Origin of the sequence: Agromyces sp. NPDC058126 (assembly GCF_042884595.1) — a bacterium.
Lineage (GTDB): Bacteria > Actinomycetota > Actinomycetes > Actinomycetales > Microbacteriaceae > Agromyces.
In genome coordinates this window covers 813444-834103 of sequence record NZ_JBHVTS010000001.1, presented here as the reverse complement: position 1 = coordinate 834103, position 20660 = coordinate 813444, and the positions used below count along the sequence as shown (strand labels likewise).

General features: G+C 72.9%; 15 protein-coding genes and 1 pseudogene. 8 read left to right on the top strand and 8 right to left on the bottom strand.

Annotated features, from left to right (window positions below):
- Positions 1-45 precede the first annotated feature (45 nt).
- The 3 genes from ACFVTR_RS03665 to mtrA are packed head-to-tail and all read right to left on the bottom strand — an operon-like array spanning position 46 to position 4156.
- Positions 46-1755, bottom strand: a complete 1710-nt coding sequence (locus ACFVTR_RS03665; RefSeq protein WP_387034831.1) for an LpqB family beta-propeller domain-containing protein — start codon at positions 1753-1755, stop codon at positions 46-48.
- Entirely contained in the window at positions 1748-3463 is a 1716-nt protein-coding gene (mtrB, locus tag ACFVTR_RS03660; protein WP_387034829.1) for an MtrAB system histidine kinase MtrB, read from the bottom strand. Before mtrB ends, ACFVTR_RS03665 begins: the two co-directional genes overlap by 8 nt.
- Before the next feature lie 12 nt (positions 3464-3475).
- Positions 3476-4156: an MtrAB system response regulator MtrA gene (mtrA, locus tag ACFVTR_RS03655; protein ID WP_157422484.1), complete on the bottom strand. Its 681-nt coding sequence runs from the start codon at positions 4154-4156 to the stop codon at positions 3476-3478.
- 155 nt (positions 4157-4311) lie between these two features.
- Between mtrA and ACFVTR_RS03650 the strand changes: the two genes are divergently transcribed.
- From ACFVTR_RS03650 to ACFVTR_RS03625, 6 genes are all read left to right on the top strand, one after another.
- Positions 4312-5583 (top strand): hypothetical protein, encoded by a 1272-nt coding sequence (locus tag ACFVTR_RS03650; protein ID WP_387034826.1) that lies wholly within the window; start codon positions 4312-4314, stop codon positions 5581-5583.
- A 2-nt stretch (positions 5584-5585) separates the two neighbouring features.
- Positions 5586-6245, top strand: a complete 660-nt coding sequence (locus tag ACFVTR_RS03645) for a DUF4129 domain-containing protein (protein WP_387034824.1) — start codon at positions 5586-5588, stop codon at positions 6243-6245.
- A complete protein-coding gene (locus ACFVTR_RS03640; protein ID WP_387034822.1) occupies positions 6242-7516 on the top strand; it encodes a DUF4350 domain-containing protein in 1275 nt (424 codons plus the stop codon). The genes ACFVTR_RS03645 and ACFVTR_RS03640 overlap by 4 nt, the downstream gene beginning before the upstream one ends.
- Positions 7513-8517 (top strand): AAA family ATPase, encoded by a 1005-nt coding sequence (locus ACFVTR_RS03635; RefSeq protein ID WP_387034820.1) that lies wholly within the window; start codon positions 7513-7515, stop codon positions 8515-8517. The genes ACFVTR_RS03640 and ACFVTR_RS03635 overlap by 4 nt, the downstream gene beginning before the upstream one ends.
- A gap of 1 nt (position 8518) precedes the next feature.
- Positions 8519-9856 (top strand): DUF58 domain-containing protein, encoded by a 1338-nt coding sequence (locus ACFVTR_RS03630; protein WP_387034818.1) that lies wholly within the window; start codon positions 8519-8521, stop codon positions 9854-9856.
- Positions 9857-10047: 191 nt separating this feature from the next.
- Positions 10048-10812 carry an aquaporin gene (locus tag ACFVTR_RS03625; RefSeq protein ID WP_387034816.1) on the top strand — a complete coding sequence of 255 codons (765 nt, stop codon included), beginning with the start codon at positions 10048-10050 and terminating at the stop codon, positions 10810-10812.
- Positions 10813-11017: 205 nt separating this feature from the next.
- On the opposite strand, the gene ACFVTR_RS03620 is transcribed toward ACFVTR_RS03625, so the two are convergent.
- Positions 11018-12013 carry a stage II sporulation protein M gene (locus ACFVTR_RS03620; protein ID WP_387034814.1) on the bottom strand — a complete coding sequence of 332 codons (996 nt, stop codon included), beginning with the start codon at positions 12011-12013 and terminating at the stop codon, positions 11018-11020.
- 17 nt (positions 12014-12030) lie between these two features.
- On the opposite strand from ACFVTR_RS03620, the gene ACFVTR_RS03615 reads away from it, so the two are divergent.
- Positions 12031-12873 carry an RDD family protein gene (locus ACFVTR_RS03615; protein ID WP_387034812.1) on the top strand — a complete coding sequence of 281 codons (843 nt, stop codon included), beginning with the start codon at positions 12031-12033 and terminating at the stop codon, positions 12871-12873.
- 25 nt (positions 12874-12898) lie between these two features.
- Here the strand turns inward: ACFVTR_RS03615 and ahcY are convergent, their stop codons facing one another.
- From ahcY to ACFVTR_RS03595, 4 genes and pseudogenes are all read right to left on the bottom strand, one after another.
- Positions 12899-14380 (bottom strand): adenosylhomocysteinase, encoded by a 1482-nt coding sequence (gene ahcY, locus ACFVTR_RS03610; RefSeq protein ID WP_387034810.1) that lies wholly within the window; start codon positions 14378-14380, stop codon positions 12899-12901.
- Positions 14381-14448: 68 nt separating this feature from the next.
- Positions 14449-18387 carry a carboxypeptidase regulatory-like domain-containing protein gene (locus ACFVTR_RS03605; RefSeq protein ID WP_387034808.1) on the bottom strand — a complete coding sequence of 1313 codons (3939 nt, stop codon included), beginning with the start codon at positions 18385-18387 and terminating at the stop codon, positions 14449-14451.
- Positions 18388-18521: 134 nt separating this feature from the next.
- Entirely contained in the window at positions 18522-19955 is a 1434-nt protein-coding gene (locus ACFVTR_RS03600; protein WP_387034806.1) for a phosphomannomutase/phosphoglucomutase, read from the bottom strand.
- 32 nt (positions 19956-19987) lie between these two features.
- Positions 19988-20167, bottom strand: a pseudogene (locus ACFVTR_RS03595) (DUF3499 family protein); the annotation flags it as partial.
- A gap of 126 nt (positions 20168-20293) precedes the next feature.
- Between ACFVTR_RS03595 and ACFVTR_RS03590 the strand changes: the two are divergent.
- Positions 20294-20650 (top strand): hypothetical protein, encoded by a 357-nt coding sequence (locus tag ACFVTR_RS03590; protein WP_387034804.1) that lies wholly within the window; start codon positions 20294-20296, stop codon positions 20648-20650.
- Positions 20651-20660 lie beyond the last annotated feature (10 nt).

The following is a 20660-nucleotide window of genomic DNA, read 5'->3' as shown; positions in this document are numbered from 1 at the left end:
CCGGGGAGGAGCGGTCGCCGCGGCGACGTGCACGCGCCCGCCGGATCAGCCGGGCATCTGGGACGCGACGAACTCGATGCCCCTCGCGCGGATCTGCCAGCCCACGCCGCTCTGCACGTCGAGGTCGCCCGCCGAGGTGAGCACCCGGAGGTCGCGCTCTCCGTTGCCGGCGTCGAGCTGGATGCCGCCCTCGGGCCCCGCGATCGTCTCGGGCACGCCGCCGAGCTCCTCCACGACGAGACGCGTGTCGCCGCCGGGCAGCGAGGTCAGCGACGCGACCGTGTTGGCGTCGAGCCAGGCCACGTCGCGCGGCGTCCCGGCGAGCCCCGACAGGTCGAGCACCACGGGGCCGAGGGCGATCGGCATGCCGTCGGCGTCCCGTTCGATCGACGCCGCCACGAAGCGGGTGCGGACCCCGTCGCCCAGGAGGGCGATGATGCGGGTGCCGTCGCGCGAGACCTCGAGCGCCGCGATCGTCGACCCGGACCACGGCACCGGGATGGGGCGCTCGCGCTCCTCGCCGCTCGGCAGGTACGCGACGAGCTCGCCGGGCGCGGTCGCGGGCACCGACCAGACGACCCCCTCGGGGTCGATGGCCGGCGTGATCAGTCCCTGTCGCGGATCGCGCACCTCGGCGGGCTCGCCGGGCAGCACGACCGAGACGCCGGCCTGGTTGCGCACCGCGACCGATTGGCCACGGGGGCCGACGGCGGCCGCCGTCGGGGCGAGCCCCTCGATCTGCGGCGAGATGTCCTCGATCGGCTCGATCTCGTCGCCCGATGCGGCGAGGTGTCCGAAGGCGGCGCCGTTGTAGACGACCGGGCGCGGGTCGACGGGCGGGTCGTGCACCGGTGGGTCGTCGAGCGGCGGCACGTCCTGCACCGCCCCGTCGATCGCGAGCGCGACCTCGTCGACGTTGCGCACGACGCCCACGAGGCTCTCGTCGAGCTGCTCCTGCATGCGCTGCACGGTGAGGACGTCGTCGAACGACGCCCCCGAGAGCTCGACGCTCGCGATGCCGTTGGCGATCGGCACCGAGCTCGTCTCGAGCGAGACACCCTCGGGGAAGGCCGTCTCGACCCCGGGCGCGAGCCACTCGGCCGGCCCGGCGATCAGGGCCCGGACGATGCTCGTCTGGGCCGAGTCGCGCCCCGCGAACCAGCGCAGGTCGGGCACGAGATAGCGGAAGGTGGGATCGAAGAAGGCGAGCTCGTACGGCCGGAACACTTCGCCGAAGGTCAGCTCGTCGATGAGGATGCCGTCCGGGGCCTCCGAGATGCGCCACTCCCCCTCGACGCGTTCGAGGCGATACGGCAGCGTGACCTCCGCCGTCGAGTCCGGCAGCTCGTACTGGCCGTTCGGCATGAGCTCCGCCGCCGGGGTCGCCCCCACCGAGAGCTGGGTCTCGGCGGCGTCGTCGGCGACCACGGGCTCCTCGATCGAACGGTCGGCGAGCACGTCGATCGTCGCGCCCGCGCCCGGCACCCACTCCGCCGAGAACTCGTCCGTGAGGAAATCCCGTGCGGCGGCGTAGTTGCCGCGCGGGCTCGCAGCGGCCTCGATGAACCCCTGCACGATCTGATCGGGCGTCGCCCCGGCCTGCGGCGGACGGATGAACGTGTCGAGCTCCGCCGACTCCTCCACCGGATCGGGGTTCCCGACGCCGACGGGCCCCGAGGTCGGCAGCGCGACGCAGCCGCTGAGCAGCGCCGCCATCGCGAGCGCGAGGGAGGCCCCGAGCGCACGTCTACGCATCGTGGACCCCCTTCCCCGTGGCATCCGAGGGACGACCGGCGGCCGCCCCGCGCTCGCCTCCCGCGTCGACGTCGACCGCGGCGACGACGCCCGTCGGCGGCGGCCCGCTCGCGTGCGCGTCGTCGGGCTCGAGCGGCAGCGGCGAGACGACCGCCTCGGCGTCGGCGCCGCGCGGGAGGGTCAGCCGGAACACGGTGCCGGTGCCCTGCCGCGACCACACGTCGAGCGTGCCCCGGTGGGCGACCGCGTCCTCGAGCGAGATCGCGAGGCCGAGGCCGGTGCCGCCGATCGTGCGGGTTCGGCTCGGGTCGGCGCGCCAGAACCGGTCGAACACGCGAGCGCTCTCCTCCTCGGTCATGCCGAGCCCGTAGTCGCGCACCGACAGCGCGATCGCCGACGGGTTGCTGTCGACCGACACGACGATCGGGCGCCCCTCGCCGTGCTCGATCGCGTTGCCGAGGAGGTTCCGCACGATGCGGCGGATGCGGCGCGGGTCGACGTCGGCGTCGAGATGGCCGCCCGGCGCGACGAGCCGCAGCTCGCTGCCCCGCTCGCGCGCCAGCTCGTGCATCGACTCGATCGCGTCGCCAGCGAGGTGCACGAGGTTCGTGGGCTCGGTCGTGAGCTCGACCGAACCGGCGTCGTAGCGGCTGATCTCGAGCAGGTCGGCGAGCAGCCGCTCGAAACGCTCGGTCTGCGTGTGCAGGAGCTCGACCGTGCGCGACGTCGGTCCGGGGAAGTCCTCGCGCTGGCCGTACAGCACGTCGCCCGCGAGCCTGATGGTCGTGAGCGGGGTGCGCAGCTCGTGCGAGACGTCGGAGACGAAGCGCTGCTGCATCACCGAGAGCTCGGCGAGCTCGCGGATGCGGGCCTGCAGGCTGTCGGCCATGCCGTTGAACGAGGCGGCGAGGGTCGCCAGCTCGTCTTCTCCCTTCGAGGGCATGCGCACGCCGAGGTCGCCCGCGGCCAACCGCCGGCTCGTCGCGGCCGCCGAGCGGATCGGCTCGATCACCCAGCGCACGACGAGCAGCGTGATCGCGCTGAGCAGCACGATCAGCGCGATCGCGCCGAGCACGCCGACCGCCTGCATGAACCCGAGGGTCCGCTGGGCATCGGCGAAGTCGTAGCCGATGTAGAGCTCGTAGTCGCCCACCCTCGGCACCTCGAGGGTGCTGCCGACCACCACGCCGGGGTCGGTGCCGCCGTCGGCGTTCTCGAGCGCGACCGACTGCCAGAACTGCCCGTCGGGGTTGGCCTGCACCCGCTCGCGCAGCTCGTCGGTGATGACCGCGCTCACCTGCGGATCGCCACGGTCGGGCGGCGCATCGCGCACGGCCGTCTCGGTCGGCACCCGGAAGTAGACGATCGAGTTGGATCCCGACGTCGTCTGCACGGTGCGCACCGTCGAGGACATGAGGCTCTGCAGGGCGCCGCGGTCGGCCGCGACCGAGGAGTTGAGGATGCGCTGCGCCGCCACCGTCGCGTTGTTCGCGGCGGCGAGCGACTGGTCGAGCTGGCTCTGGAACAGGTTCGACGCCACGCTGAAGGAGATGTACAGGCCGATCACGAAGATCGCGAGCGAGGAGAGCGCGATGGTGATGACGACCGTGCGGAACTGCAGCGACCGGCGCCAGAGCGCGTTCAGACGTCTCGGCAGCTCGCGCCACGAGCCCGCGAGCGGGATCGCCGTGGCGGAGGTCTCGGTCATCCGGCCCGTCGCCTAGGTCGTCGCGCCGGCGCGGTAGCCGACGCCGCGCACCGTCATGACGATGCGCGGGTTGTCGGGGTCGTGCTCGACCTTCGCCCGCAGCCGTTGCACGTGCACGTTCACGAGGCGGGTGTCGGCCTTGTAGTGGTAGCCCCAGACCTGTTCGAGCAGCATCTCACGGGTGAACACCTGCTGCGGCTTCGAGGCGAGGGTGAGGAGCAGGTCGAACTCGAGCGGGGTGAGGTTGATGCGGGTCTCGCCGCGACGCACCTCGTGCCCGGCCGCGTCGATCACGAGGTCGCCGATGCCGAGCGTCGCGACGACCGGGTCGGGGGTGGGCCGGAGCCGGGTGCGGATGCGGGCGACCAGCTCCTTCGGGTTGAAGGGCTTCACCATGTAGTCGTCGGCGCCCGACTCGAGGCCCTTCACGACGTCGGCCGTGTCGGACTTCGCCGTCAGCATGATGATCGGCGTGCCCGACTCGGCGCGGATGCGACCGCACACCTCGATGCCGTCCATGCCGGGGAGCATCAGGTCGAGCAGGACGAGGTCGGGCTTCGACTCGCGGAACGCGGCGAGCGCGCCGGCGCCGTCGGCGCAGAAGACCGGCTCGAAGCCCTCGGTGCGCAGCACGATGCCGATCATCTCGGCGAGGGCCGTGTCGTCGTCGACGACGAGTACGCGTGAAGTCATCCCGTTCATTCCTGTCGGTGCCGTGCGACGCGGCGCGGCCCGTGTCGGTGCCGTGCGACGCGGCGCGGTCTGGTGCGCTCCAGCGTAGTCGGTCGGCGTGCGGGTCGGCCGAATGTGCGAGCATGGGGGCACCCCGCCGGAAGGAGTGCGTACAGGTGTCGGATCACGACTGGCAGGCGCCCGGCAGTCCGGCGAGCGGTTCGGCTCCGGATGCCCCGGCTCCGCCGCCCTACGGCGCACCCCCGGCTCCGCCCGTCCCGGGTTACGGCCCGCCCCCGCAGCAGCAGCAGCCCTGGCTCCAGCCGCCGCCCGGGGCCTGGGCACCGCCGCCGAAGCCCGGACTCCTGCCGCTGCGTCCGCTGAGCTTCGGCACCCTGCTCTGGGCGCCGTTCCAGGCGCTGCGCCGCAACCCGGCCGCGACCTTCGGCAGCGGGCTCGTGGTGCAGCTCGTCTCGGCGCTCGCGACGCTCGCCGTCGTCGTGCCGTTCATGGTGTTCATCTTCACCCGCGTCGAGAACGCCGCCACTGAAGACATGGACGCCGTCATGTCGGGCGGGGTGGGCGCCTTCCTCCTGCTCATGCTCGTCCCGGTCGCCCTCACGCTCGTCGCCGGCGCCTTCCTGCAGGGCGTCATGGTCGTCGAGGTCGCCACCGGGACCCTCGGCGAGCGCCTCGGATTCGGGGCGCTCTGGCGGCGCGCCGCACGCCGCATCTGGCCGCTGCTCGGGTGGACGGCGCTCGTCACCCTCGCGCTGCTCATCGTCGTGGCCGTGTTCACCGGCATCATCGTCGTCGCCGCGCTCACCTCGCCCGGAGCCCTGATCGGTGCGGTGCTCGTCACCATCATCGGAGTGCTCGGGCTCGCCGTCCTCGGCGCCTGGCTCGGCACGAAGCTCTCGATCGTGCCGAGCATCATCGTGCTCGAGCACGCCGGGATCGGGCAGGCCGTCCGGCGGTCGTGGCGGCTCACGAACGGCTACTTCTGGCGCACCTTCGGCACCCTGCTGCTCGTCGGGCTCATCCTGAACGTGGCCGCGCAGATCGTCGTGCAGCCGGTGTCGCTCGTCGGCACCATCCTCGCCGCGATCATCGACCCGACCGGCTCGGGGGCCGCCATCGGCATCACGGTCGCGACGAGCGTGGTCACCCTCGTGCTCTCGGTGCTCATCGGCGCGATCACCGCGGTCGTGCAGAGCGCGCTCGTCGCCGTCATCTACATCGACCTCCGCATGCGCACCGAGGGGCTCGACCTCGAGCTCGCCCGCCACGTCGAGCAGCGCGATGCGGGCGCGGCCCCGACAGGCGACCCGTACGCGCCGCCGCCCGCCGCCCCCGCCTGGACGCAGCACGCCCCGGCACCGACCCCGCCCGCGACGGCCTGGCCGACCCCGCCCGAGGCGGGCGAGCCCGGGCAGCCCCGGCGCTGACGGTGCTCGTCCTGACCCCGCTCGACCCCGACGCGCCCGAAGCGCGTCGGTGGCTCGAGGACGAACTCGCGAAGCCCGAGTACCAGAACTCGAAGCCCACCGCCTTCGACCTCGCGATGCAGGCCGTCCGCGACTGGTTCGCCGACCTCCTCGGCGGCGCCGGCGGCGTACCCGCGCCGGTCGTGACGCTCATCGTCGTCCTCGTCGTCGCCGCGATCGTCGTCGTCGCCTTCCTGGTCTTCGGCGCCCCCCGCCTCCGTCGGCGACGGTCGGCCGCCGTCCCGCTCTTCGACGATGACGACCGTCGCGATCTCGCGGCGCTCCGGCGCGCCGCGGAGCTCGCGGCATCGGACGGCAACTGGCCGCTCGCCATCGAGGAGCGCTTCCGCGCACTCGTCAGGGGTGCGGTCGACCGGGACCTCGTGCAGGTGCACCCGGGCACCACCGCCCATGCCTTCGCGATCGCGGCCGCGCGTCCGTTCCCCGGTCGCGATCAGGATCTCGCGTCCGCCGCCGCCGAGTTCGACGGGGTCCGCTACCTGGGCGGGACCGGCAGCGCGGCGGCGTACGAGCGCATGAGCGAACTCGAGGCGGAGCTCGCTCGGACGCGACCGGCCGGCGACGCCGACGCGGCCATCGAGGCGGCGGGGGCCGTCCGGTGACGGCGGCACCGCCCTCCGCAGCGGCTCCCTCCGGCGCCGTCGAACCGGCGCCCGCCGCCGCCATCACCCCGACGTTCCGCGCCGGCGTCCGCCGCCGACGCATCTGGATCGTCTTCGCGGTCGTGCTCGTGCTCGGCGCGATCGCGCTGCTCGTCCTCCGCGGCGGGGCCTCGGGCGCGGGGCAGCGCCTCGGCGCCGACAACCCGGCCCCGCTCGGAGCCAAGGCCCTCGTCGAGGTCCTCGGCTCCCACGGCGTCGAGGTCGAGCCCGCCGCCGACTTCGACACCGCGCTCACCGCCGCGAAGTCCGGTGCCACGGTGCTCGTGTTCGACGAGTTCGGCCTGCTCGACGAGCAGCGGCTCAGCCGGCTCGCGATGTTCTCCGATCGCCTCGTCGTCGTCGAGCCGGGATTCACCGCACTCGAGGCGCTCGCCCCCGGCGTGAGGATGGCGGGGGCGGCCTCCGGCGCCCTCGACGACGTCGCGTGCGAGCTCCCCGCCGCCGAGGACGCCGGGGCGCTCTCGACGGACCAGCGTCTGTTCACCCTCGACGACGAGGCGACCGCCGACGGCTGGCAGGGGTGCTTCCGCGACGGCGAGTACGGATTCGCCGTCGCCGAGGGGCCCTCATCGGGCGACGGCCGGATCGTCCTCGTCGGGGCGTCGACCCCGTTCGAGAACGGCCGCATCACGGAGCGCGGCAACGCGGCGCTCGCCATCGGGCTCGCCGGGGCATCCGATGAACTCGTGTGGTACCTGCCCGGCCCGCTCGACGTCGACCCCGACCAGGCGCCCACGCTCGGCGAGCTGACCCCCGGCTGGGTCAGCCCGGTGCTCGTGCTCGCGATCGTGGTGACCGTCGTCGCCGGGGTCTGGCGGGGGCGCCGCTTCGGTCCGCTCGTCGTCGAGAACCTCCCCGTGCACGTCCCGGCGGGCGAGACCGCCGTGGGCCGCGCGCGCCTGTACGCCAGGAACGCCGCCCGCCCGCACGCGCTCGACCAGCTGCGCCTCGGCGCGATCGCCCGCATCGCCGCGGCGCTGCGACTGCCCCGCACCGCCGACGTCTCCGAGATCGCCGCCGCCGCGGCCGCCGCGACCGGACGAGACCCGTGGCAGGTGCGCGCCGTGCTCGTCGAGGCGCTGCCCGCCGGCGACCGCGATCTCGTGCGGCTCGCGAACGAACTCGACGACCTCGAGAGCGCCGTGCGTGCGACACTCGCACCAGAGACCTCCACCCCGCACGATGCGGAACACCCAGGAAGGCGACCATGACCGACCCGATCGCGAACGAGACGACCGCTGCGCCGGCGCCCGCCACGCCCGACGACGAGCTGCGGCGCGCGCTGAACCGCGTCCGCACCGAGGTCGGCAAGGCGGTCGTCGGCCAGGACGGCGCGGTGACCGGCCTCATCATCGCCCTGCTCACCCGCGGGCACGTGCTGCTCGAGGGTGTGCCCGGCGTGGCGAAGACCCTGCTCGTGCGCACCCTCAGCCGAACGCTGCAGCTCGACACGCGGCGCCTGCAGTTCACGCCCGACCTCATGCCCGGCGACGTCACCGGCTCCCTCGCCTACGACCCGCGCTCCGGGGAGTTCGCCTTCCGGGAGGGCCCGGTGTTCACCAACATCCTGCTCGCCGACGAGATCAACCGCACGCCGCCGAAGACCCAGTCGGCGCTCCTCGAGGCGATGGAGGAACGCCAGGTCTCGGCCGACGGCGTGACCCGGCCGCTCCCCGACCCGTTCATGGTCGCGGCGACCCAGAACCCGATCGAGTACGAGGGCACGTACGCGCTGCCCGAGGCGCAGCTCGACCGCTTCCTCCTGAAGCTCGTCCTCGACGTGCCCGAGCGCGAGGCCGAGGTCTCGCTGCTGCGCCGCCACGCCGACGGCTTCGACCCGCACGACCTCGCCGCCGCGGGCGTCACGCCGGTGCTCGGCGCCGACGAGCTCGCGGCCGCGCGCCGGGCGGCCGCCGCAGTGCGCGTCGAGGACGACGTGCTCGGCTACCTCGTCGACCTCGCCCGTGCGACCCGCCGCAGTCCCTCGATGCGACTCGGCGTGAGCCCTCGAGGCACGACGGGGCTCCTCGCCGCGTCGAAGGCCTGGGCGTGGCTCACGGGCTTCGAGTCCCTCACCCCCGACCACGTGCAGGCGATGCTGCTGCCGGTCTGGCGCCACCGGGTGCAGCTGCGCCCCGAGGCCGAGCTCGAGGGCGTCTCGGTCGACCAGGTGCTGCGCGGCATCGTGCAGCAGGTGCAGGTTCCGCTCTGAGATGGCGCTGACCGGTCGATTCGCGCTGCTCGTCGCCCTCGGGGTCGTCCCCGTGGTGGTGGCGGGCCTCTCGAGCGCGCCGCTGGCCTGGCTCGCGCTCGTCGGGTGGCTCCTCGTCGTCACCGGTGCCGGCATCGTCGACCTCTCGCTCGCCGCCTCGCCCCGAACGGTCGCCTTCGGCCGTGAACTGCCCGACCGGGTGCGCCTCGGCGAGCCCGTCGCCTCCCAGCTCACGGTGCAGAACCTCGGCGGCCGGATGCTCCGCGCCACCGTCCGCGACGGATGGGAGCCCTCGGCCGGGGTCGCCGGACCGAACCGGCCCCGGCTCTCGATCCCACCGGGCGAGCGCCGCCGGATGACCCTGCACCTGGTGCCGACCCGTCGTGGCGATCGCCGCACCGAACAGGTGACGATCCGCTCCGCCGGGCCGCTCGGCCTGTGGGCACGGCAGGCGACCCTCGCGGCGCCGGGGCGGGTGCGGGTGCTGCCGCCCTTCCATTCGCGGGTGCACCTGCCCTCGCGGCTGACCCGGCTGCGCGAGCTCGACGGACGGACGCCGCTCCTCATCCGCGGCCAGGGCACTGAGTTCGACTCGATCCGCGAGTACGTCCGCGGCGACGACGTGCGCTCCGTCGACTGGCGGGCGACCGCGCGCCACATCGACCCCGAGGTCCCTGGCAACACGCGGCTCATGGTCCGCACCTGGCGCCCCGAACGCGACCGTCGCATCGTCATCGTGGCCGACACCTCGCGCACCGCGGCAGCACGCATCGCCGATGAACCCCGGCTCGACACGAGCTACGAGGCCTCGCTGCTCCTCGCCGCGCTCGCGTCGCACGCGGGCGACCGCGTCGACTTCCTCGCGACCGACCGGCGACTGCGCGGGCGCGTGCACGGCGCGAGCGGAGCCGACCTCCTCGCCCGCATGGTCGACACGATGGCGGGCATCGACGCGGAGCTCGTCGAAGCCGACTGGGCGCTCGTGCCCGGCCAGGTGCGTGCGGTGACGAGCCGTCACGCCTTCGTCGTGCTGCTGACCGCGGCCGACTCCCCCGGCTCCGCCAGGGGACTGCTGTCGGTGCTGCCGCAGCTCACCGCCCGGCACACGGTCGTCGTCGCCTCGGTCGCCGACCCGACCCTCATCGAGACGAGCCGGCTGCGCGGCGACCTCGACGAGGTGTACGCCGCCGCCGCCGCGGAGCGGGGCCTCCTCGACGGCGAACGGGTCGGCGCGGCGATCCGCCGGCTCGGCGCCCAGACGGTCACGGCCGCGCCGCACGAGCTGCCCCCGGCCCTCGCCGATCGCTACCTCGAGCTCAAGGCCGCCGGGCGCCTCTGACCCCACCGTTCCCGTCGCCGACACGCACGCCGACGGCGACTCGCAGCGTCACACGACGCAGTTTTCGAACATTCGCGCGGGGTTCACCGCTGCAGAACCGCACTCTCGCTACGCTCTGGGAGGCGCCGATGAGGCAGCGCCACGCTCGGGCGGTCGCCGTCCGCGCCCGCCCACCCTACGAAAGGGACTCAATGTCTGACACTGCACCTGCTGACACCGCACCTGCCGGCACCGCACCTGCTGTCGCCGCTCCGTCGACCGCCCAGAAGCTCATCGCCGAACTCCTCGGCACGTTCATCCTCGTCTTCGGCGTCATCGGCGCGGCGATCTTCTCCTCCGCGAACACCGGCCTGCTCGGCGTGGCCTTCGCACTCGGCCTGTCGGTCGTCGTCGGCATCTACGCCTTCGGCCCGATCTCGGGCGGTCACTTCAACCCGGCCGTCACGCTCGGGCTCGCGATCGCCGGTCGCTTCGCCTGGAAGGACGTGCTCGGCTACATCGCCGCCCAGGTCGTCGGCGGCATCCTCGGCTCGGTGGTGCTGCTCGGCGTCCTCTCGACCGGCCCCAAGTTCGACATCGCGATCTTCCGCAGCGTGTCGACCGGCTACGACGAGCTCTCCCCGGCCGGCTTCGGCCTCGGCTCCTTCCTCATCGTCGAGATCGTCGCCACCGCGATCTTCCTCTTCGTGATCCTCGGCGTGACCTCCGCCGGCCGCGCGGCGTCGAACCTCGCCCCGCTCGCGATCGGCCTCACGCTCACCGTGCTCGTGCTCGTCGCCGGCCCGGTCTCGAACGGCTCGTTCAACCCGGCCCGCTCGATCGCGACGGCGATCTTCGGCGGCCAGCTCGCCCTCACCGAGCTCTGGGCGTCGATCGTCGCCCCGATCGTGGGTGCGCTGCTCGCCGGCGTGATCTACAAGGCGGTCTTCGACCGCCCCGCGAAGCTCACCGCGTAGTCGACACTGCGACTGACGAAGGCGGATGCCCCACGGGGCATCCGCCTTTCGTCGTCTCACCGCACGTCCGCGGGGGTGCGGAGGAGATCGACCGATCGGGAGGAGGAAACGTCGCGGATCGTCCTCCGAACCCGACGATCTCCTCTCGGCCCGTGCCGCCGCAACCGGGAGGAGCGCGCTGCGCGCGCCAGGAGCGCTCGGCGCCTCAGCCCGAGACGACCCGCGTGGCCCCGGCGTCGAACGCCGCGAGGTCGCCGGTCGCCCCTGCGCGCCGCGCCCGACCGCCGACCACGAGCATGTAGAAGAGGAACCCGCCGAGCGCGAGCGCCCCGATGCCGATCTTCACGGCCCACGGCCACGGTGCGGGCGTCACGAAGCCCTCGATGAGGCCCGCGATGAAGAGGAAGAACACGAGTCCGATGGCCACGGTGAAGAGGGCCCGCGCGTCGGCGGCGAGCGCGACCCCGCGCGGCCTCGGCCCCGGGGCGACCCAGGCCCAGAAGATGCGCAGACCCGCCGCAGCGGCGACGAACACGCAGGTGAGCTCGAGCAGTCCGTGGGGCGCGATGTACAGGAAGAAGGTGTCGACCTCGTCGTACGCGAACATGACCGCGGCGTTCACGCCGAGGTTCTGCGCGTTCTGCATGATCACCCACGGCACCCAGACGCCGAGCACGCCGAAGGCGACGCACTGGGCGGCGATCCACGCGTTGTTCGTCCACACGGAGCCGGCGAAGGAGCCCGCCGGGTGCTCCGAGTAGTAGGCGGCGAAGCCCTCCTCGGCGATCTGCCGGAGCTCCCGCTCCGAGCCGATCGAGGCGAGCGCCCGCGGATCGCCGAGGATCCACCAGGCGTACAGCGCCGCGATGACGAACGTGGCCACGGCCACCGCGAGCGTGAGCCAGCGGATGCGGTGGAGCGCCGCCGGGAGGTCGAGCGCGACGAACCGCGCGAGCTGGCGCAGCGGGTTCTCGGGCGCGCCCGTGAACCGCAGCCGCGCTCGCGCGAGCGAGAGCGAGAGGCGGTCGCCGAGGGCGGTCGAGCCGGCCGTCGACTTCACGAGCGAGAGGTCGGATGCCCCGGCTTGATACCGCTCGATGAGCTCGTCGGTCTCGGGCCCGCTGAGGCGCGGGCTGCGCGCGAGCGCGTCGAGTCGCTGCCAGTCGTCACGGCGGGCTGAGGCGAGCGCTTCGAGGTCCATCTGCTTGAATACTACCCATGGCCGAATCGACCGCCGAGCCCGTCCGGCTCGCCCGCTTCGACGACGACGGAGTGGTCACCGGCGAGGCGGTCAGCCTCGATCTCAGGCCCGCGAGCGCGCTCATCCGCGCCGGCGGTGCCGCGATCGACGTGCTCGTGAACATCGCGCTCCTCATCGGCCTCGTCTTCCTGCTCGCGGGCCTCGGCGTCGACGAGGCGGCCTTCCGGGCAGTGCTGATCACCGGTCTCGTGGCGGTGCTCGTCGTGCTGCCGACGACGGTCGAGACGGCCTCGCGGGGTCGTTCGCTCGGCAAGCTGGCCCTCGGGCTCCGCGTGGTGCGCGACGACGGCGGCGCGATCGGCTTCCGGCACGCCTTCATCCGAGCGCTCGTGGGCGTCGTCGAGATCTACATGACCTTCGGCGGGCTCGCGGTGCTCGTCGGCTTCCTGAATCCCTCATCGAAGCGGCTCGGCGACCTGCTCGCCGGCACCCACGGCCAGGTCGAGCGCGTACCGGTGCCGCCGTCGACCGCGTTCGGAGTCCCGGTCGAGCTCGCCGCATGGGCCTCCATCGCCGACCTCGGGCGACTTCCCGACCCGCTCGCGCGCCGGGTTGCGTCGTTCTTCCAGAACGCCCCGCACCTCGCGCCGGCGAGTCGCGAGCGGGTGGCGGCGTCGCTCGCCGCGGAGGTCGCCCCCTACGTCTCGCCGGTCCCCGACGCCCCGGCCGAGCGGTTCCTCGCCGGGGTCGCCGCGCTCCGGCGCGAACGCGACCTCGTCGCGCTCGGCCTCGAGGCCGAGCGCATGGCCGCGCTCGCCCCCGTGCTCACCGCCACCCCGCCCGGCTTCCCCGAGCGCTGACGCGGGGGCCGAGGCATCCGGCCGCTCAGTAGCGGTAGTGGTCGACCTTGTAGGGCCCGTCGACCGGCACGCCGATGTAGGCCGCCTGCTCGGGGCTCAGCTCGGTGAGCCGCACGCCGAGCGAGTCGAGGTGGAGGCGCGCGACCTTCTCGTCGAGGTGCTTCGGCAGCACGTAGACGCCGATCGGGTACTCGTCGATGCGGGTCCACAGCTCGATCTGCGCGAGCACCTGGTTGGTGAACGAGTTCGACATGACGAACGACGGGTGGCCCGTCGCGTTGCCGAGGTTCATGAGCCGGCCCTCGCTGAGCACGAGGATCGAGCGGCCGGTCGGCAGACGCCACTCGTGCACCTGCGGCTTGATCTCGACCTTCTCGGCGCCCTCGAGCGATTCGAGCGCTGCCATGTCGATCTCGTTGTCGAAGTGGCCGACGTTCGAGACGATCGCGAGGTGCTTCATCTCGAGCATGTGCTCGAGCCGCAGCACGTCCTTGTTGCCCGTGCAGGTCACGAAGATGTCGACCTCGCCGACGACGTCCTCGACGCGGGCGACCTGGTAGCCGTCCATCGCGGCCTGGAGCGCGCAGATCGGGTCGACCTCGCTGACGATGACGCGGGCTCCCTGGCCGCGCAGCGCCTCAGCGGCCCCCTTGCCGACGTCGCCGTAGCCGACGACGAACGCGACCTTGCCGCCCATGAGCACGTCGGTGGCGCGGTTCAGGCCGTCGGGCAGCGAGTGGCGGATGCCGTACTTGTTGTCGAACTTCGACTTCGTCACCGAGTCGTTGACGTTGATCGCCGGGAAGAGCAGCCCGCCCTCCGCGTGCAGCTCGTAGAGGCGGTGCACGCCGGTCGTGGTCTCCTCCGTCACGCCCGTGAGCTCGTCGGCGATACGGGTCCAGCGGTCGGGGCTCGTCGCGAGCGAACGGCGCAGGGTGTCGAGGATCACGCGGTACTCGCCACTGTCGGCGGCAGAGGCCTCAGGCACGACGCCGGCGGCCTCGAAGTCGCGTCCGCGGTGCACGAGCAGCGTGGCGTCGCCGCCGTCGTCAAGGATCAGGTTCGGGCCGATCCAGTCGGCGCCCGCCTCGGCGGCCTCGGCCGACCAGTCGAAGATGCGGTCGGTGCACCACCAGTACTCGTCGAGGGTCTCGCCCTTCCACGCGAACACGGGCACGCCCTTGGGCTCGTCGACCGTGCCCTCGGGTCCGACGACGATCGCGGAGGCCGCCTCGTCCTGCGTGGAGAAGATGTTGCAGCTCGCCCAGCGCACCTGCGCGCCGAGCGCGACGAGCGTCTCGATGAGCACCGCCGTCTGCACCGTCATGTGGAGGCTGCCCGCGATGCGCGCTCCGGCGAGCGGCTGCGCCTCGGCGAACTCGGCCCGCAGCGCCATGAGGCCCGGCATCTCGTTCTCGGCGAGCCGAAGCTGGTGACGCCCCGCCTCGGCGAGCGAGAGGTCGGCGACCTTGTACGGGAGTGCGGTGGTGGCGGGCAGCGTCGTCATGCCGTCCATTCTCGCAGGCCGCGCCCGACGGCGACGCACTGCGTCGCCGTCGGGCCCGGCCGGGAACGCTACCCCTGCGCGCCGGGACCCCGCGGGTGCACGGCCCCGGCCGGCTGCACCGGGAGGGTGGGCTCCGACATCCGCTGCTCGACCACGACCCGGCCCCTGAGCGTCGTCACGAGCACGGTGATGCGGGCACCGACGTGCGCCTCAGTGAGTCGCAGCGTCGACGTCGGCGGCCCCGCGATCGGTGCACCGTCGGCGAACCAGCGATAGGCGAACCTCGCTCCGGGCGGCTTCGGGCCGGCGTCGACCCTCAACCGCTCGCGGACGACCGGCGAACCCGAGATCCGCGGCAGCGTCGGGTCGACGCCTTCCGCTTCGACCGGATCGGTCTGGGAGGAGGTCAGCGTCGTCGGCAGGTGGCCCTCCGCCGTTCCCGTCACCCGCACCGAGATCCGCTTGCCGAGGTGCTCGGGCTCGAGCACGAGTTCCGCACCCGCTGCGCCGGCGACCACGGCGTCGTCGGCGAGCCATTCGTAGCCGAGCGTGGCGCCGTCGGTCGTCGCCGCGGCGACGGCCGTCAGCGTGCTCCCCACGCGGGCGACGCCCGAGACCGCGGGCTCGCTCAGCTCGACCGGAACGGTGCCGACGCGGTTCAGCGTCGCGTCGACTCCGGCGGTCTCCCGACCGGCTTCGACCGCGACCGGCTCCGCCGAGGCTGCCGCGCCGGCGTCCTGCCACCATTCGGCCAGGTAGCCGGGCGTCCAGTCGGCGGAGGGGACGAATCGCAGCTTCACGTCACCGGAGGGCAGGCCGTTGAACCAGTACGAGCCCTGAGAATCGGCCTGCTGGTCTCCGAGGAGGTCGCCGTCGGCCGAGTAGACCTCGACGGTGACGTGCGAGGCCCCGAGCCCGTCGGCGTCGGTGACGCGTCCGCTGAGCCCGGCCCCGCGTCGGAGCTCGGCGTCGATGCCGGTCACCGGCTCGGCGCCCGGAGTCACGGTCGTCGCCGAGCCGGGTGACGGGGCGTCGTTCCACCACTCCATGCCGAGATCGTTCCAGGGATACCCGAACACGACGTCGTACGGCACGTCGTTCTGCAGACCCCAGAGGCGGTACGAGCCGTCGGCCGAGGTCTCGGCGGACGCGGCAGGTCCGGCGACCCCGTCGGCATGCACCCAGTGCCCCGCGATCGGCTCCGGGCCGTCACCCAGATCGGCGGTGACCCGCCCCTCGATGACGCCGCCGGTCTCGAGGTCGGCGTCGAGCTCGAGCGTGCCCGAGTGCCCGGGGGCGACAGTGACCTGCTGCACTTGTCCTGCGGCGCCGACGTCGTTCACCGTGCGGAAGGAGACCTGATAGGTGCCCGGGCGCAGCCGGAGCTCGTATGCACCGCTCGAATCGGTGCAGAACGACTCGCGGCTCGGCGCGCCGACCTCGCGCACCCCGACGCAGCTCTCGACCGGCTCGCCGCGATGGGTCACGGTGCCGACGAGGCGCGTCGCCGCTTCGAGGCGGATGTCGCGGGTCGCCTCGGCGGCGCCGGCCGCGATCTCGACGATCACGGGTGACGATGCTCCGACCGCGCCATCGGAGACGCCCACCCGGTACTCGCCGGGCTCGAGCCCGGTGACCCGGTACCCGCCCGAGTCGTCGGAGTACGCCCAGAAGGTCCTCGCGTCGTCGACGGCGGCGATGAGCAACCCGACGCCGGGGACCGGCGCGCCTTCCGAATCGAGTACCGTGCCGCTGAGGACGGTGTCGAGCGACAGGCTGGCGTCCGCGCGCGCTTCGCCGCCGATCGGGACGGCGATCGTCGGCGCCTCGGCGAAGGATCCCCCACCCCACCAGCTGTCGTGGATCGGGCCGCTGAAGCGGAGCTTCACCCCGCCGGCCGGCACCTCGTACAGCGTGTGGACGTCGCCGTCGATCGTGCTGCCCGAAGCGAGGACCTCACCGGTGTCGGGGTCGACGGCTTCCATCAGGATGTCCCCGGTGTACGAGGGGTCGACGTCGATGGCCGAACTGATCCAGCCGAGCCCGGGAAGCGTCAGGTCGCGGGTGACGGTCTCCGTGCCGACCTCGAAGAAGCGTGCCGTGTCGCGGAGCGACCCGTCCCACCACCACGTCTGCGACGACCACGGCGTCTCGGCGAACCGCACCGCGTAGCTGCCGGCATCGAGGCCGTCGAAGCGGTAACCGCCGTCGGCATCTGCGGAGACGGTGCGCACGAGACCGCGCTGCGTGTGCAGTTCGACGACGGCTCCCTGCGCGGCGACGACGCCGTCGCCCGTCTCGACCGAGACCGTTCCGGCGATCGCCCCCGATCCGGCGGCCGGCGCCTCGACATCGTGGCGGACGTCGGTCGACGGGGCCACCGAGAAGCTGTCCGCTCCTGCACGTGTGGGCGAGCCGCCCGACCACGTCGTGCTGATCCCGGGTCCGGTCACCTCGAGGAGGTAGCGCCCTCCGTCGAGCGGAGCGACCACGTACCGCCCGTCGTCGTCGGTGACGGCGATGCCCGCCGAGGCGCCGCCGAAGGTGTACAGCGTGACCGTCGCCCCCGCGACGGCGGTGCCGGAGCCCGCGACCGTGATCCGCCCGTTCACGCCCGCGGCGCGCTCGGGAGTGTAGTCGAGGACCGCGGTCTCGCCGTCGGGCACCTCGACAGCGGCACCGCCGCCGCGGTACGGGCTGCCGCTCGGCATCGAGAACCAGACGTCGTACACGCCGGCGGACAGCCCGAGCACCTCGTATCGCCCGTCCGCATCAGTCGTGGCGGAGCCCCAGCCGGCGCCGCTGACGGAGACCTCGACGCCGGCGATCGGCTCGCCGTCGAACGTCACGACGCCGGAGACGCCACCGGCTCTCGCGAGTCGGGCATCGATGCCGGCCACGGTCTCGCCGCCGCCGATGTTCACCGGTGCAGCGTCGAGCACGGTCGCGGCATCGTCCCAGTACTCGGCAACGTACCCCGAGACGGTGCCGGGGTCGAATGCGTCGGGCTCGAAGGAGACGGTGTAGCTGCCGGCGGCGAGGCCCTGGATCGCATAGACCCCGTCGGCGTCGGTGACCGCGGCCGACCAGTTCGGGCCGTCCGCGACGACGCTGACGCCGGCGAGCGGCGCATCGTCGACGCCCGTCACGACCCCGGTGATCGAGCCGCCCGCGGACAGTCCGGCGACGAGACCCGAGACCGTCTGGCCGCCGACGACCTCGAACGTGTCCGCCGAGTTCTGGTCGGGCTTGTCGTTCCACCATTCGCCCGCATACGCCGTCGACCACGGTGCGCCGAACTCCAGCGTGTAGGTCCCCTCGGACAGCCCGCCGATCCGGAACGTGCCGTCGGGACCGGTCCAGGCCGTGCCCCGGTGCTCGAGCGAACCGTCGACGACCGCGTACGCCGTGACACCGGCGTCCGGCAGCGGCGTGCCGTCGGCGTCGCTGACCACGCCCTCGACGGCACCGCCGAGCGCCAGCACGGCGTCCATGCCCGAGAGCGCGTCGCCCTCGATGAGCTCGAACATGTCTGCCGACCACTGCTCTCGCTGGTCGTTCCACCACTCGCCGACGAACGCCGATCCGTACGGCGGGGTGAACTCCAGCGTGTACGTGCCAGGTTCGAGCGAGTCGAACGCGTACCCGCCGTCCTCGGCGGTCGGCGTGCCGGCGACGTAGTCGAGGTACTCCCCGTTGTGGCGGTAGGCGTTCACGCCGACGTCGCCGACGGGTACGCCGTCGGTCGACGTGACGACTCCCGTGAGGGTCGCACTCGCGACCTGCTCGCTCGGCTCGTCGACGGCGGGGGCGGGTTCGGCTTCGGGTTCGGATGCCTCGCCACCTGGTGTCGGCGGCGACGTCTCCTCGATCGCAGGAGCGGTCGGCGGGGCGGATTCCGCCACCGCGGGCGACACCGCGCCCAGTGCGAGGGTCGAGGCGAGCACGGCGACGAGGCCGAGACGCAGAGCGGTACCGAGGGCGGGCAGGGTCGATCGAGGACGCACGTGGTCTCCGGCTGTAGGGTTCCGGTCGGGAAGAACCGTGTGCGCGGCAACGCTGTCGCTGGGCCGGACCGTGTTCGGCTCCCGACAATACCGACGCGCGGTCGGGATTCCCTCCCCCCTTTCGGGGGGGGGGCTCAGCTGCGGATGAGCGCCAGGACCTCGTCGCGCACGGCGGCCATCGTGGGCTCGTCGCCGCCCTCGACGTTCAGGCGCAGCAGCGGTTCGGTGTTCGAGGGGCGCACGTTGAACCACCAGAACGGCTCGTCGCCGGCGGTCTGGCCGATGACGGTCAGACCGTCGAGCTCATCGAACTCACCGCGGCCCGTGAACGCCTCCACGATCCGCGTGTACGCGGCCGGGACGTCGTCGACGACCGAGTTGATCTCGCCCGAGAGCGCGTACGGGTCGAACCGAGCGCCGAACTCGGAGAGCGGGGCGTCCTGCGCGCCGAACTCGGCGAGCACGTGCATCGCCGCGAGCATGCCGTTGTCGGCACCCCAGAAGTCGCGGAAGTAGTAGTGGGCCGAGTGCTCGCCGCCGAAGACGGCAGCCGTCGCCTTCATCTGGTCCTTGATGAGCGAGTGCCCGACGCGGGTGCGCACCGGCACGGCGCCCGCGGCCTCGATGGTCTCGGGCACGAAGCGCGAAGTGATGAGGTTGTGGATCACGTTGACGTTCGTCTCGCCCGCTGCACCGACGCGGGCGATCTCGCGGAGGGCGACGATCGCGGCGACGGCCGAAGGCGTGACGGCGCCGCCCCGCTCGTCGACGACGAAGCAGCGGTCGGCGTCGCCGTCGAACGCGAGACCGAGGTCGGCGCCGTGCTCGACGACCGCACGCTGCAGGTCGACGAGGTTCGCCGGCTCGAGCGGGTTGGCCTCGTGGTTCGGGAAAGTGCCGTCGAGCTCGAAGTAGAGCGGCACGATCTCGAGCGGCAGTGCGGGAAGGCCTGCGGCCTCGCCGAGGACGGCGGGAACGGTGAGGCCGCCCATGCCGTTGCCCGCGTCGACGACGATCTTGAGCGGGCGGATGCCGCGGAGGTCGACGAGCGTGCGGAGGTAGGCCGCGTAGTCGCCGAGGACGTCGGCCTCGAGGACCGCACCGGGCATCTCGACGGGCGTGATGCCCTGCTCGAGGAAGTCGGCGGCCCGGTCGCGGATCGCCGCGAGGCCCGTGTCGAGCGAGATGCCCTGGGCGCCCGCGCGCGAGAACTTGATGCCGTTGTAGGCGGCGGGGTTGTGGCTGGCGGTGAACATCGCCGCCGGGGCATCCATCGAACCCGACGCGAAGTAGCTCTCGTCGGTGGAGCACAGGCCGATCGACACGACGACGGCGCCGCGCGCGGCCGCCCCGGCCGCGAACGCGGCCGCGAACGCGGGCGACGAGTCGCGCATGTCGTGTCCGACGACGACCCGCCCGCCGGCCGCGCCGACCTCGTCGACGAAGGCCGCGCCGAGTGCCTCGACGGTCTCTGTGGTGAGCCCCTCGCCCACGATTCCGCGAACGTCGTACGCCTTCACGACCGCGTCGAGGCGCGCGCGTGCGTCGGATGGTGCAGCGGGATTCATGCCTTGAAACCTACCCCACCGAGCGCCGTGTGCCGCACGACCTGCCAGCCCACGGGCGCCGAGGTGCGTTCGGCGTGCCTGGCGCAGAGGTCGTAGCCGTGGGGCTCGCGGACGACGGCGAGCGGGCCCAGCACCGCGGTGGACTCGGCGTAGTCGAAGGTCAACGTCGCAACCGCTTCGGCGGCGCATGCGGTTCGCGAACAACGTCTCATGGCAGATCAAGAGTAGCGATCGGTGCCGACAATAGGATGGAATGCATGCCCCGTTCCCGTCGTGTCGCGCCCCGCTCTCCGAGACGGCTGGCCCGTGACCGCCACGGCCGTGGCATGCGCTCCCCCGTGACCGGGCCGCACCTTCCGCTGCTCTCGACCCGGCTCGACGAGTTCGAGCTCACCATCGGCACGACCGTGTCGTACCTGCGCGGACTCTGGCCCGAGCTCGACGGGGTCGTGTTCGAGGTCGCGCAGGCTCCGGCCGAGGCCATCCACGAGGACCACATCGACCGGTGGAAGGTCTACCACGACGAGCGTCGCATCGTCTTCTTCCGGCTCCCGATCGTGCGCTTCCTCCGGCTGCAGGAGGGCGAGGACCGCGACGAGAAGCTGCTCGTCGAGAGCTGCGTCTTCCGCGCCGTGGCCGACTTCCTGGGCCGCGACCCGTGGGAGCTCGCGCCGGGACGTTACCGCCACTTCTGACGCGCCCCTC